Source organism: Streptomyces sp. CA-146814 (genome assembly GCF_050942385.1).
In the GTDB taxonomy this organism is placed as follows: domain Bacteria; phylum Actinomycetota; class Actinomycetes; order Streptomycetales; family Streptomycetaceae; genus Streptomyces.
Genome location: NZ_CP192068.1, coordinates 346646 through 359702, shown reverse-complemented (window position 1 = coordinate 359702; position 13057 = coordinate 346646). Strand labels below are relative to the sequence as shown.

At 73.4% G+C, this 13057-nt stretch carries 10 protein-coding genes, 1 pseudogene and 1 riboswitch; of the genes and pseudogenes, 7 read left to right on the top strand and 4 right to left on the bottom strand.

Annotation, left to right across the window (positions count from 1 at the left end; genetic code table 11):
- Positions 1–25: 25 nt before the first annotated feature.
- The 6 genes from ACQP09_RS01415 (at position 26) to ACQP09_RS01390 (ending at position 6945) form a co-directional block, all read left to right on the top strand.
- On the top strand, positions 26–2080 hold the full coding sequence (locus tag ACQP09_RS01415) for an acyl-CoA dehydrogenase family protein (RefSeq protein ID WP_433395285.1): 2055 nt from the start codon (positions 26–28) through the stop codon (positions 2078–2080).
- Positions 2081–2170: 90 nt separating this feature from the next.
- Entirely contained in the window at positions 2171–2452 is a 282-nt protein-coding gene (locus tag ACQP09_RS01410; RefSeq protein WP_432150094.1) for an acyl carrier protein, read from the top strand.
- A complete protein-coding gene (locus ACQP09_RS01405; RefSeq protein WP_433395282.1) occupies positions 2449–3678 on the top strand; it encodes a beta-ketoacyl-[acyl-carrier-protein] synthase family protein in 1230 nt (409 codons plus the stop codon). Before ACQP09_RS01410 ends, ACQP09_RS01405 begins: the two co-directional genes overlap by 4 nt.
- A 95-nt stretch (positions 3679–3773) precedes the next feature.
- Positions 3774–3958, top strand: a riboswitch (cobalamin riboswitch).
- Between the two features lie 61 nt (positions 3959–4019).
- Complete coding sequence (locus tag ACQP09_RS01400) at positions 4020–5072, top strand: ABC transporter substrate-binding protein (RefSeq protein WP_433395280.1); 1053 nt, start codon at positions 4020–4022, stop codon at positions 5070–5072.
- 53 nt (positions 5073–5125) lie between these two features.
- Complete coding sequence (locus ACQP09_RS01395; protein ID WP_433406454.1) at positions 5126–6169, top strand: FecCD family ABC transporter permease; 1044 nt, start codon at positions 5126–5128, stop codon at positions 6167–6169.
- Positions 6166–6945 carry an ABC transporter ATP-binding protein gene (locus ACQP09_RS01390; RefSeq protein ID WP_433395278.1) on the top strand — a complete coding sequence of 260 codons (780 nt, stop codon included), beginning with the start codon at positions 6166–6168 and terminating at the stop codon, positions 6943–6945. Before ACQP09_RS01395 ends, ACQP09_RS01390 begins: the two co-directional genes overlap by 4 nt.
- Before the next feature lie 103 nt (positions 6946–7048).
- On the opposite strand, the gene ACQP09_RS01385 is transcribed toward ACQP09_RS01390, so the two are convergent.
- Positions 7049–8083, bottom strand: a complete 1035-nt coding sequence (locus ACQP09_RS01385; RefSeq protein WP_433395276.1) for a PRC and DUF2382 domain-containing protein — start codon at positions 8081–8083, stop codon at positions 7049–7051.
- 312 nt (positions 8084–8395) lie between these two features.
- Here ACQP09_RS01385 and ACQP09_RS01380 point away from each other — a divergent pair, with 312 nt between their 5' ends.
- On the top strand, positions 8396–9052 hold the full coding sequence (locus tag ACQP09_RS01380; RefSeq protein ID WP_433406453.1) for an adenosylcobinamide amidohydrolase: 657 nt from the start codon (positions 8396–8398) through the stop codon (positions 9050–9052).
- Here the strand turns inward: ACQP09_RS01380 and ACQP09_RS01375 are convergent.
- The 3 genes and pseudogenes from ACQP09_RS01375 to ACQP09_RS01365 all read right to left on the bottom strand — a co-directional run bounded on the left by ACQP09_RS01375 (position 9045) and on the right by ACQP09_RS01365 (position 12876).
- Entirely contained in the window at positions 9045–10322 is a 1278-nt protein-coding gene (locus ACQP09_RS01375) for a sulfite oxidase (RefSeq protein ID WP_433395274.1), read from the bottom strand. The genes ACQP09_RS01380 and ACQP09_RS01375 overlap by 8 nt on opposite strands.
- A pseudogene (gene metX, locus ACQP09_RS01370) lies at positions 10319–11518 on the bottom strand (homoserine O-acetyltransferase MetX). Before metX ends, ACQP09_RS01375 begins: the two are co-directional and overlap by 4 nt.
- A complete protein-coding gene (locus ACQP09_RS01365; protein WP_433395272.1) occupies positions 11515–12876 on the bottom strand; it encodes a bifunctional o-acetylhomoserine/o-acetylserine sulfhydrylase in 1362 nt (453 codons plus the stop codon). Before ACQP09_RS01365 ends, metX begins: the two are co-directional and overlap by 4 nt.
- Positions 12877–13057 lie beyond the last annotated feature (181 nt).

Here is a 13057-nt window from a genome sequence, read left to right as displayed (position 1 = left end):
GCCGTTCCTTGATCGTTACTCTGTCGTGACCGTATCCACGCATAAACCACAACAGCCCTCCACGAACGATCTGCTCACCCGGGTGCTCTACGGCGACAACTTCCGCCAGGAACACGGGTTCTGGCGACGGCTGCTCACAACAGAACCGTTTCGTCGCTCCGGTGGCGGCACCCCCGACGAACGGCTCGCCCTCTCCTACCACCGGCTCCGCATCCTCAACGACGCACTGGACAGCGGCGCGAGGCTCGCCGCCGACCCGCGCGCCCTGGCCGCGCTGCACGAATGGCTCGGCCCGGTCGACCCGGCGCTGACCACCGTCGCGGGCATCCACTACAACCTCTTCCTCGGCTCCCTCCTGGACCACGACCCGGGCACGCTCCGCGACCTCTCGGACTTCCTGGAGCTGCGGTCCATCGGCACCTTCCTCTGTACGGAGGTGGCGCACGGCAACGACGCGGCGGCCGTCGAGACCACCGCGACGTACGACCGCGACCGCGACGGCTTCGTCCTGCACACCCCGAACTCCGGCGCCCAGAAGTTCATGCCCAACACCAGCCCCGCAGGCGGCCCCAAGACCGGCGTGGTCGCCGCCCGGCTCCTCGTGGACGGCACCGACCACGGCGTCTTCCTCTTCCTCGCGCCCCTCACCGACGCCGTCAGCGCCCTGCCCGGCGTACGGGTCCGGCGGCTGCCCGCCCGGATGGGCTCGCCGGTCGACCACTGCCTCACCTCCTTCGACCGGTACTTCGTCCCGCGCGATGCGCTGCTCGCCGGGGGGCAGGGGCGGATCGGCGAGGACGGGCGGTTCACCAGCGAACTGGCCAACCGCAGAAGGCGGTTCCTCCTCTCCATCGGCCGCGTCACCCCCGGCAAGCTCTCCATGAGCGCCTGCGCCGTCGGCTCCGCCCGGGTCACGCTCGCTCTCGCGATCCGGTACGCCGGCCACCGCCTGGTCTCCGGATCGCGTGGCTCGCGGCGCGTGCCCGTCTACGCGCACCGCACCCACCACGGCCCGCTCGCCGGCGCGATGGCCACCGTCTTCGCGATGAGCCTCCTGCACCGCAGGGCCCTGGACCGCTGGGAGTCCGCTCCGGCCGCCGACCGGGACGAGGCGGAACGCCTGGTCGCCGTCGCCAAGGGCTGGATCACCTGGCAGGCGCGCGGTGTCATCGTCGAGTGCCGGGAGCGGTGCGGGGCGCAGGGGCTGCTGGAGAACAACGGCATGACCGAACTCTTCACCGGCATCGAGGGCGCCATCACCGCCGAGGGCGACAACCTCGCCGTCCACGCCAAGGCCGCCGCCGAGATGCTGTTCAGCGTCACGGTCCGGGACGAGGAGGAGGCGGAGGGCCCCGGCGAGCTGGACGACCCGCGCTTCCTGGGCCGGCTGCTCGCGGCGGTGGAGGACGGCTGGTTCGACCGCGCCCGGGAGCGGATCAGCGCCGCTCCGCCCGGCGACCCGCTCGGCCGGTGGAACGCGGCCTCGGGAGCGGCGCTGCGCGGAGTGGAGGCGTACGGCTACCGGCAGGCGGGCGAGGCGTACGAGCAGGCGGCGGCCACCCTGCCGCCGGGCCCGGCCCGCGAGCGGCTGACCGAGCTGCACCGCCTCTTCGCGCTCCAGTGGATCGCCCGCAACAGCGGTGACCTGCTGGCGGCCGGACGGCTGACCGCCGAACAGGTGTCCGCGCTGCCTGACGCGGTGGAGCGGCTCGTCGCGACCGTGGCCCTCCACGCGCCCGAGCTGGTGGGGTCGTTCGCGCTGCCGGAGCGGCTGATGTCGGACTGGCCGATCGCCGGACCCGGTTACGCGGACGCCTACGACGACCCGGAGGGGTCCTGGCACCGGGGCCGCGGGCCGAGGGGAGCGGCGGGGCGCAGCGTGGCCGGGGCCGGGCGCCGCACGGCGGAGTTCCGGCGGCCCGCCTGCGGCAGCAAGCGGCGGCGGCCGCTGCGCGAGAAGGTGGCGGCGCTCGGGACGCGCGGTGTGCTGCTGGCGTACTGGGGAACCACGTCGATGCTCTCCCGATGGTTCGAGAAGCCGCAGGTGAGCGTAGACGAATCGGTTCGCCCCAGGGCGTAACCGGAGGGTCGTCCTCCAGTTATTTCGGCGGTGGGCCGGTGCGTACCGCCACCCCCGCCGTATCAGAGGCCGCCGATGAGAGGAAACACCGTGAAGAGCCAGACCATCCACCCGAAGATCACCGAGGTGCTGACCGAGACGTTCAAGGTGCCCGCGGCCGAAGTCCTGCCGGAGTCCACGATGGACAGCCTGGAGATGGACTCCCTGGCGGTCGCCGAGTTCGCCGTCATCATCAAGGAGACCCTCGGAGTCAGCGCCGACTCCGAGAAGCTCTACAAGGACGCCACGCTGGCCGACATCTCCGCGTTCATCGACGCGGCCGTCGGCGGCGAGGCGGAAGGCAGTGCGGTGCCGGTGAGCAACACCCGATGAACCGACCCGCCATCGCCGTCACCGGACTGGGGATGATCACCCCGGCCGGCCACACCACCGACACCACCTGGGACGGGGTCCGCCGCGGCGCGTCCTTCGCGCGCACCGTCCCCGAACTGCACGGCTGCGCCGTCGACTTCGCCTGTACGGTCTCCGGCATCGACCTGGACGAGGCGGTCGGCGGCCGGACCGCCTTCCGCATGGGCCGGTACGTCAAGTTCGCCGTCCTCGCCGCACGGGAGGCGGTGACCGACGCCGGGCTCGACCCCGCCCACTGGGACGGCGCCCGCGTCGCCGTCGTCGTCGGCACCAGCAGCGGCGGCTCCGCCGGACTGACCGAACAGGCCGTCGCCCTGGAGCGGCGCGGCCCCGAGGCCACTTCACCCTCGGGCATCCTGCTCACCATCCCGAGCATGCCCGCGGCGGAGATCGCCATCCAGATGAAGGCCACCGGCCCGAGCCTGGCCCCGTGCACGGCCTGCTCCTCCGGAGTGACCGCCCTCTCCGTGGCCCGCGACATGCTGGCGCTCGGTCAGTGCGACATCGCGATCGCCGGAGCCACCGAGTCGATCGTCTTCCCGGTCGCCATGACCGGCTTCGCCCGCTCGGGCGCGGCGGCGCTGCGGGACGGTGACGGGGACCCCGCCCGTCTCTGCCGTCCCTTCGCCGCCGACCGGGCCGGGCTCGTCATGGGCGAAGGCGCCGCGATCATGGTCCTGGAACGGGCCGAGGACGCCCGGGCCAGAGGGGCGGCCCCCCGAGCGCTGCTCGCCGGCACCGGCGCCACGACCGACGCCCACCACCCGACCTCCCCGCACCCCTCCGGTGCGGTCGCCGAGGCCGCCGTCGACGCGGCGCTGAGGGACGCGGGCTGGCGCGCCGAGGACGTCGACCACGTCAACGCGCACGGCACCTCGACCCCGCTGAACGACGCGACGGAAGCCGCTCTCATCGGCCGGGCCTACCCGCACCGGCCGCCCGTCACGGCCCCCAAGGGCGTCCTGGGCCACTGCATGGGAGCGGCCGGAGCCATCGAGGCGGGACTGACCGTCCTGACGCTCCAGCACGGCATCGTCCCGCCGATCGCCAACCTGGACGCCCCCGACCGCGGGTTCGCCATCGACTGCGTCACCAAGGCACCGCGTGAGGTGCCCGTACGACGGGCCGTCAGCCACTCCTTCGGCTTCGGCGGACAGAACGCGGTGATCGCGCTGCAAGCGCCGTAAGGGCCGGCCGGGCCGGTGCGGCGGGACGATCCCGCGCCGCACCGGCCCGACCGATGAAGCGGTCCCGCACCGGCTCTGAGCTGCGCGAAGACCCGTGATAGCTTGCCGGGGCCAGTCGAACCCCAGCGACGGGGTCAGGGAATCCGGTGCGAGACCGGAACTGACGCGCAGCGGTGAGGGGGACGGGCGAGGCCACGGCCACTGGAGCACCCACGCTCCGGGAAGGCGTCCCGCCCGGACGAACCCGAGTCCGAAGACCTGCTGGCACCCGTGCTCCGCACCCGGGGTACGGGACCGTACGACGGGCTCCGCGGCTGGGCCCAGAGACACCGAGGTCCTCCGTGCTGCCCAAGGCCACCCCCGCCCCGATACGCACCGCCGCCCTCCTCGCGGCCGGCGTCGTCCTGCTCACCGCCTGCGGCGGCGGGTCCACCTCCGCCGCCGGCGGTGGCGACAAGACCAGCGCCGAAGGCTTCCCGCTCACCCTCAAGAACTGCGGGCGCACCGTCACCGTGAAGGCGCCGCCGCAGCAGGCCGTCTCGGTCGACCAGGGATCGACGGAGATCCTCCTCTCGCTCGGCCTCGCCGACCGGCTCGCGGGTACCGCCACCTGGAGCGACCCGGTCATGAAGGGCCTGGAGAAGGCCAACGCGGGCGTCGAGCGCATATCGGAGAACCGGCCCTCGTCCGAGAAGGTCCTCGACAAGGAGCCCGACTTCCTCTCCGCCTCCTTCGCCTCCACCCTCGCCAAGGGCGGCGTCGCCCCGCGCGAACAGTTCGAGAAGCTCGGCGTCCCCACCTACATCTCGCCCGCCGACTGCACCGGCAAGGACAACAGCGGCGGCGGTGACGGAGCCCGTACCGCACCCCTCACCATGGACAGCGTCTACACCGAAGTCCGTGAGCTCTCCCAGGTGTTCGGCGTCCCCGAGCGCGGCGACGCCCTGGTGAAGAAGCTCCAGGGCCGGGTGGCGAAGGCCACCGACGGCATCGACGGTTCCAAGGCCTCTCTCCTCTACTGGTTCTCCGACTCCAAGGCCCCCTACCTGGCCGGCTGCTGCGGCGCCCCCGGTGTCATCACCCGGGAGCTCGGCGCGAAGAACGTCTTCGACGACACCCACGACGAATGGCCCCAGATCAGCTGGGAGACCGTCGCCGACCGCAACCCCGACGTCCTGGTCATCGGCGACCTGAGCCGCACCATGCAGACCGCCGAGAGCGCCGAGAAGAAGATCGAGTTCCTGGAGTCCAACCCGGTCACCAAGACCATGGACGCCGTCAAGAACCGCCGGTACGTGCTGCTCAGCGGCCAGGCCATGAACCCCACCATCCGGACGGTCGAGGGGCTGGAGCGCGTCGCCGCCGGGCTGCGCGACTTCGGGCTCGCGGGGTGAGCGGCGGGCATCCGACGGTGAAGGCGCGTGGGGTGAGCAGCGGCAGCCCGACGGTGGAGCGGCCCGCTGACGTACGGCGGGTCGGCGCGCCGGTGCAGGCGCTGATCTGGACCGGCGGACTCCTGCTCCTGCTGCTCTCCATAGCCGTCGCCGTCACGATCGGGCCGGCCCGGATCTCCGTCCCCGACGTCTGGTCCGCCGTCGCCTCCCATCTGGGCTTCGGCGGATCGGAGCTGAGCCCGATCCGGGACGGCATCATCTGGAACCTGCGCATGCCCCGTACCCTGCTCGCCGCCGTGTGCGGGGCCGGGCTCGCGGTGTGCGGCACGGTGATGCAGTCGCTGCTGCGCAACCCGCTCGCCGACCCGTTCGTCCTCGGCGTCTCCTCCGGAGCCTCCACCGGGGCGGTCGTGGTGGTGGTCCTCGGTGTCGGCGGGGGAGCGGTGTCGCTGTCGGCCGGTGCGTTCGTCGGGGCCATCTGCTCGTTCGCCCTGGTTCTGCTGCTCAGCCATACGCTCGGCTCCACGACCGACCGGGTGGTGCTCTCCGGTGTCGCGGCGATGCAGCTCTTCTCCGCCCTGACCTCGTTCGTCGTGATGACCTCGGCCGACGCCGAGCAGACCCGCGGAGTGCTGTTCTGGCTGCTCGGCTCGCTCAGCGGCGTCGGCTGGGGCGAGGTGGCGCTCTGCACCGCCGTTCTCGCCCTCTGCCTGGTGATCTGCCTGGCCCACGCCCGTACGCTCGACGCCTTCGCCTTCGGGCAGGACGCCGCCGCCGCGCTCGGCGTGAACGTCGCCCGTACCCGGATCGTGCTGCTCTGCACCACCGCCCTGCTGACCGCGGCCCTGGTCAGCTCGGCCGGGGCGATCGGCTTCGTCGGTCTGGTCCTCCCGCACGCGGCCCGCGCGCTCACCGGCTCCGGGCACCGCAGGCTCCTGCCGGTCACCGCGCTCGCCGGAGCGATCTTCCTGGTCTGGGTCGACACGCTCGCCCGTACGGTCCTCGACCCGCAGGAGGTGCCGGTCGGCGTCGTCACCGCGCTGATCGGCGTCCCCGCCTTCGTCGCCGTCCTGTACCGCACCCGGAGCACGTCATGAGTGCTTCCCCAGGCCTTCGCGCCGAGCGGGTCGGCCGGGAGGCCGGCGGCCGGCTCATCCTCGACGGGGTCGACATCGCCCCACCGCCCGGCGCCACCGTCGGCCTCCTCGGCCCCAACGGCTCCGGCAAGTCCACGCTGCTGCGGATCCTCGCGGGCCTCCTCGCCCCGGACACCGGCACCGTCACCCTGGACGGCGACCCCCTCGCCGTCCTCGGCCGCCGCACCGTGGCCCGCCGGATCGCCGTGGTCGACCAGCACGCCGTCACCCAGGTCGACCTCAGCGTCCTGGACGTCGTCCGCCTCGGCCGCATCCCGCACCGCCGCGCCTGGTCCGCCCCGGACCGTACCGACGAGGAAGCCGTCACCGACGCCCTGCTCCGCACCGGCCTCACCGACCGGGCCACCCAGTCCTGGCACACCCTCTCCGGCGGCGAACGCCAGCCCGTCCAGATCGCCCGGGCCCTCGCCCAGCAGCCCCGCGAACTCCTCCTGGACGAGCCGACGAACCACCTGGACATCCAGCACCAGCTGGACCTGCTCGCCCTGGTCGCCGCACTGCCCCTCACCAGCGTCATCGCCCTGCACGACCTCAACCTGGCGGCGATGTTCTGCGACCGGATCACCGTGATGAAGGCGGGCCGGGTGATCGCGGGCGGCACCCCGGCCGAGGTCATCACGGAGGAGCTGATCGAGGACGTGTACGGCGTCCGGGCGGTCGTCACCGCGGACGGGCCGGACGGGCGTCCTTCGGTACGGTTCCTGCCGCGCCGCTGAGCAGCGGGCTGAGGACAGCCCTCCGGGCGGACCCGTTCGCACGGGCCCGCCCGGAGGCCGAGGACATGGGAGCGGCCTTCCGGCCGCCGGAGGGGATGCGCCGTCAGCGGCGGCGTCCCTGGCCGAACTCGCCACCGGTGTCCTTGCCGGTGTCCATGTCCTTGCCGTCGCCGTAGTCGATCTTCTCCTTGCGGACCTCGGCGGAGACTTCCTTCTGCTCGGTGACCCGTTCGGTCTCCAGGCGGACCCGCTCCACCGGGACGGCCTCCTTGCGGACCGTGGCGCGCTCCGCGTGCAGGGTGACCTCCACGTCCTGCTCGCCGAAGTCCGTGGTCCCGGTCACCTTCTCACCGGGCCGCAGCGGCTCGCGGACCACCCGCACCTCCTCGTGGGAGACGGGCACGGACCGGGTGACCTCCTCGGTCACCACGTACTTGTGCAGCCTCGCCCGGCCGCTCTCGTACTCCTCCGTACCGACGTGCAGCTGCTCCTCGGAGCGGATCATCTCCTCCTTGCCGCTCATGTCGGCGGCCCGGGTGCCCGCTCCGGCGCCCGCCAGCGGACGGGAGGTGGCGGACATGTCCGTGTCGCGGTGCTTGCCGGTCCCGGCCATGCCGGCCGCTCCGGTCGTGCCCGCGGCTCCGGCGCCCGTGGTGGTGGTCCTGCCGGTCGCCTTGGCGCTCGGCGGCGTGCCCGTGCCACGGCCCGCGCCCGCCGCACCCGCTCCGGCCGCGCCCATGGCGCCGGTTCCGGCGACGGTCCGGGCGTCGGCACCGGTCCCGGTGCCCTTGCCGGTGTCACCGAGGTTGCCGGACTTCCTGGTCAGGCCGTAGTGCCGGTACAGCTCCTCCTCCTCGGCGACGGACAGGTGGGCGTCCGCGTCGACGCGAGGCGCCTCCTTGACCGTGTCCTTGGAGTGCGAGACATGGAGGTCGGAGCCCACTCGACGGGCACCGGCGAGCGGTACGAAGCTCTCCTTCATGCCGAACATGCCGGTCTTGACCGTGACCCAGTCGGGCTTGCCGGTGTCGTCGTCGACGTACACCCGGCCCACGCTGCCGACCTTCTCGCCTTCGTTGTCGTACACGGTCAGACCGTCGAGCTCTCCGGAATCCGTGAAACCGTCAGCGGCTCCCATAACCGAACCCTCCTCGTCGGGCGCGCCCTGTGGGTGGCTCCACCAGTTGGAGGCACGTCCGGGTTCCATCGCGCCCCACCCGCCTGGACGCTGCAACCGCCCGGCCACCCGGCCGCAGGGACTTCGGCGGCCCGCCGGTGCCTGCTGGCCCCGTACGAGCGCGCCGAGCGGCCCCCGCACCAGTTAGGCCAATCGGGTGAGCGGGTGCGGGCCCGCATAGGATTCGGCGGAGCACGGCGGCCCCGACAGGGCGGGCCGGAGCCGGTCCCGCCGAGCCACCAGGGGTGCGCCATCGATTCCGTACGCGTCCAGCTGCCCGCACAACGCGGGGAACAGCGCGGTGAGCTCCGTGACCGGCACGAGGACGGCCACCACCTCCACCACCTCGTGTGGCGGCTGGGGTCCGGCGTGCGGGTGTGCAGCAGCGCGGTGCTCGGCGGCGGCATCGGGCCCCGCGCCTGGATCCTCAACGCCCAGGTCCCCGGCGGCTACCCGCGCCTCGACCCGGACCGCCACCTCGCCGAGATCGCCGCCTCCGAAGGGCTCACCGGCCCCGGCGCCGGGCTGATGACCGCCGCCGACGTCGCCGCGTACACGACCGGCCACGACGGCGGTGTCACCGCGACCGTCACCGCGGGCCTCGGCGTACGGGGCTGGGCGGCGGCCCCCGACCTGGAGGCCGCCACCCCGCACGGCCCCGGCACGGTCAACATCGTCGTCATACTCCCCGCCGCACTCTCCGACGCCGCCCTCGTCAACGCCGTCGCCACCGCCACCGAGGCCAAGGTGCAGGCCCTCCTGGACGCCGGACTCGACTGCTCCGGCACCCCCACGGACGCCGTCTGCGTCGCCGCCCCCGAGCCGGGGCCCGACGGCGGGGAACCCTTCGCCGGACCCCGCTCCCTCTGGGGCGCGTGCATCGCCCGTGCCGTGCACACCGCCGTACGGGCCGGAGCCCGCCTCAGCTGACCGTCACCGGGTGCCGCACCACCGCGTCGAAGAGATACCCCTGCGTGTTGTGCGCGGTCGCCTTCGGCTGCGTACGGCCCGACCGGTCCGTGGCCCGCGCCAGCAGCTCCGTCGCACCCTTGCTCGTCGGCACCCAGTCCACCGACCACCGCACCCAGCTCCCGGCCCGCGGCGCGTCGTGCAGCCGGGCCCGCCGCCAGCGCCGGCCGCCGTCGGTGCTGACCTCCACCGACCGCACCGGTGCCCCGCCCGACCAGGAGCGGCCGGTGAGCACCGTACGGCGACGAGCCGGGAACGTGGCGCCCTGCGCCAGCTCGAACGCGCTCTTCAGCGTCTGCCGGGTCAGCGGAGCGCTGCCCTCCGGCGGATGTCCGGGGCCGAAGAGCCGGTAGAGGCCGGTGTTCCACGGCGTGAGCAGCGGCTCGGCGCTCACCTCGATGTCGCCGACCCACTTGATGTTGGCGATGCCCACCCACGACGGCGCGATGACGCGGACCGGATACCCGTGGTCCGGCGGCAGCGGCTCGCCGTTCATCTCGTACGCGATCAGCACGTCGTCCAGCGCCTTCGCCACCGGCAGCGGCCGCCGCACCCGCCCCAGGTTCACGCCGTCCGTGACGACCTCCGCGTCCAGCCCGCGCGGCAGCACGTCCACCGCGTGGCGCCCGATCCCGGCCCGCCGCAGCACGTCCCCGAGCCGCACCCCGCGCCAGCGGGCCGTGCCGATCGCCCCGAGCGTCCACGCCGTACCGCTGACCGCCTGCCCCTGCTGCGACGCGAAGAAGCTGCGCCTGTTGCCCGCGCACTCCACGAACCCGGTACGGCTCACCGACGGCAGCCGCAGCAGATCCGCGTACGTGAAGTCCACCGGGCCGCCCTTCAGCCCGTCGCCCCAGACCGTCAGTTTCCAGGTGTCCCGGTCGATGTGCGGGGTGGCGGTGTGGTTGCGGACGAAGAACCGGTCGGCGGGCGTGAGGAGGCCGGTGCCCTTCAGCGCGGCGAAGTTGGTCTCCGCGTTGGTGCCGCGCAGTGTGAACAGCTCCGGCGGCAGCGGCTTGACCACACCGGGCAGGCCGACGGCCGCCGGGGCGGTCGCCGCGTGCGCCGGGGCGGCGGCGACGGAAGCCAGCGGTACGGCCGCCGAGGCGGCGGCGACGAGCTTCAGCAGATCGCGGCGGTCGATCCCGGCCGAGCGCGCCGCTCCGGCGGACCACTGCCGCAGCCGTATCCGGTCGTAGACATCCTCGGACGGTGGAGAAAGCGGGCTCATGGAAGCTCCTTGGTGAGGACGGGGGAGGGGAGGGGCGTGGGGGTCGGTGGGAGCAACTCCCTTACGAGCGCGCCCACCTGTCCGGTCTCGATGAGGAAACCGTCATGGCCGTACGGAGAGTTGACGACGCGCAGGGCATCCGCGCCCGGCAGCAGCTCCGCCAACTCCTGCTGCTGGTACAGCGGATAGAGCCGGTCCGAGTCGACGCCCGCCACCAGCGCGGGCATCTCCGCCCGGCGCAGCGCCCGTTCGATCCCGCCCCGGCCACGGCCGACGTCGTGGCCGTTCATCGCCTCGGTGAGCGCCACATAGCTGCCCGCGTCGAACCGGCGCACCAACTTGCCCGCGTGGTGGTCGAGATAGGACTCCACCTGATAGCGCCCGCCGCGCCCCGGCTCCTCGCCCGGCTGCGGCGCACCGCCGAACCGGGAGGCGAGTTCGGGCTCGGTGCGGTACGTGAGGTGGGCGATGCGGCGCGCCTGGCCGAGGCCCCGGTGCGGACCGCCGCCGGGCGGAGCGCCGTGATAGTCGCCGCCCCGCCACTTCGGGTCGGAGCGGATCGCGCCGATCTGCACCGAACCCCAGGCGATCTGGTCGGCGGACGCGGCGGCCGGAGCGGCGAGCACGAAGAGCGAACCGGTGCGCTCCGGCCTGCTCACCGCCCACTCCAGGGCTCGCATGCCGCCCATGGAACCGCCGATCACGGCCGCCCACCGCCCGATGCCCAGCGCGTCGGCGAGCGCTGCCTCGGCGGCCACCTGGTCCCGTACCGTCAGATACGGGAACCGGGAGCCCCAGGGCGCGTTGCCGGGTCCCGGGGAAGAGGGGCCCGTACTGCCCTGGCAGCCGCCGAGCACGTTCGGTGCGACGACGAATCACCGGTCGGTGTCGAGCGCCCGGCCCGGTCCGACCAGCGCGTCCCACCAGCCGGGCGTGGGATGGCCGGGGCCGGCCGGTCCGGCCACATGGCTGTCACCCGTCAGCGCGTGCAGGACCAGCACGGCGTTGGAACCGTCCGCCGCCCGCTGCCCCCAGGTCTCGTACGCCAGGCGGACCCCCGGTAGCCGGACGCCGGACTCCAGGGGCGGCGGGTCCTCGATCGTCACCCAGCGGCGACGACCGGGCGGGTCCCCCTCCCGCAGGCCGCCGGAGGCCGGCGGGAGGGGAAGTGCGGCGGGCGCGGCGCCACGGTTCAGGACGCCGCCTTCGCGGCCCGGAACCCGGCCTCCAGGTCGGCCTTCAGGTCGTCCACGTTCTCCAGCCCGACCGAGAGCCGCACCAGGCCCGGCGTGGCGCCGGTGGCGACGAGCTGCTCCTCGGTGAGCTGGCTGTGCGTGGTGGAGGCCGGATGGATGATCAGGCTCCGTACATCACCGATGTTGGCGAGGTGGCTGAACAGCTCGACCGCGTCCACGAACTGCTTGCCCGCCCCGGCCCCGCCCTTCAGCTCGAAGGCCAGGACCGCTCCCGCTCCGCGCGGCAGATAGCGCTGCCCGGCCTCGTACCAGCGGCTGGACGGCAGGCCCGCGTAGTGCACGGTCTCCACCTCGTCGCGCCGCTCCAGCCAGCGGGCCAGCTCCAGCGCGTTGGAGGTGTGCCGCTCCAGCCGCAGGCTCAGCGTCTCCACACCCTGGAGCAGCAGGAACGCGGAGTGCGGCGAGAGCGCGGGTCCCAGGTCGCGGAGCAGCTGGACGCGGAGCTTGATGGCGAAGGCGCCCGGGCCGAGCGCCGGCCAGTACCGGAGTCCGTGGTAGCTCGGGTCGGGCTCGTGGAAGTCGGGGAAGCGCTCGGCGTGCGCGCCGAAGTCGAAGGTGCCCGCGTCCACGACGACCCCGCCGATGGTGGTGCCGTGGCCGCCGAGGAACTTGGTCGCCGAGTGGACGACGATGTCCGCGCCGTGCTCGATCGGCCGCAGCAGGTACGGCGTCGGCACGGTGTTGTCCACGATCAGCGGCACTCCGGCGGCGTGCGCGGTGTCGGCCACCGCCCGGATGTCCAGCACGTCACCGCGCGGATTGCCGAGCGTCTCCGCGAAGAACGCTTTCGTGTTGGGCCGCACGGCCGCCTGCCAGGCGTCCAGGTCCTCGGGGTCCTCGACGAACGTCACCTCGATGCCGAACCGGGGCAGCGTGTGGCGGAAGAGGTTGTAGGTGCCGCCGTAGAGCGAGGGCGAGGAGACGATGTGGTCACCCGCTCCGGCGAGCGTCAGCAGCGCCAGGGTCTCGGCCGCCTGGCCGGAGGCGAGCGCCACGGCGGCGACCCCGCCCTCCAGCGCGGCGATGCGCTGCTCCAGGACGTCCTGCGTGGGGTTGTGGATGCGGGTGTAGATGTTGCCGGGCTCGGCGAGGGAGAACACGTCGGCGGCGTGCTGGGTGTCGCGGAAGACGAACGACGACGTCTGGTAGATCGGCACCGCGCGGGCGCCCGTCGCCGGGTCCGGCTCGGCTCCTGAGTGGATCTGCTTGGTCTCGAACGACCAGGAGGCGCCGGGCTCCTGCCGGTTGACGTCCTCGGGGGTGTGGCCTGCGGTGACGGAGTCGAGGGGCTGGCTCATGGTTTCCTCGCACATGGTTCGGTCGCCGTACGGCGGCGTACGTCCGCCGGTCGGCGGAAGCCCGGGTGGCGACGGGGCTGATTACGGACCGTAGGACGTGCCGGCCCGGCCCGGAAGCGTGTCGCCCGCTTGGCCACGAACCTGCAATACGGCGGCAACGCAAAGGGCCGGCCCGTGGTCC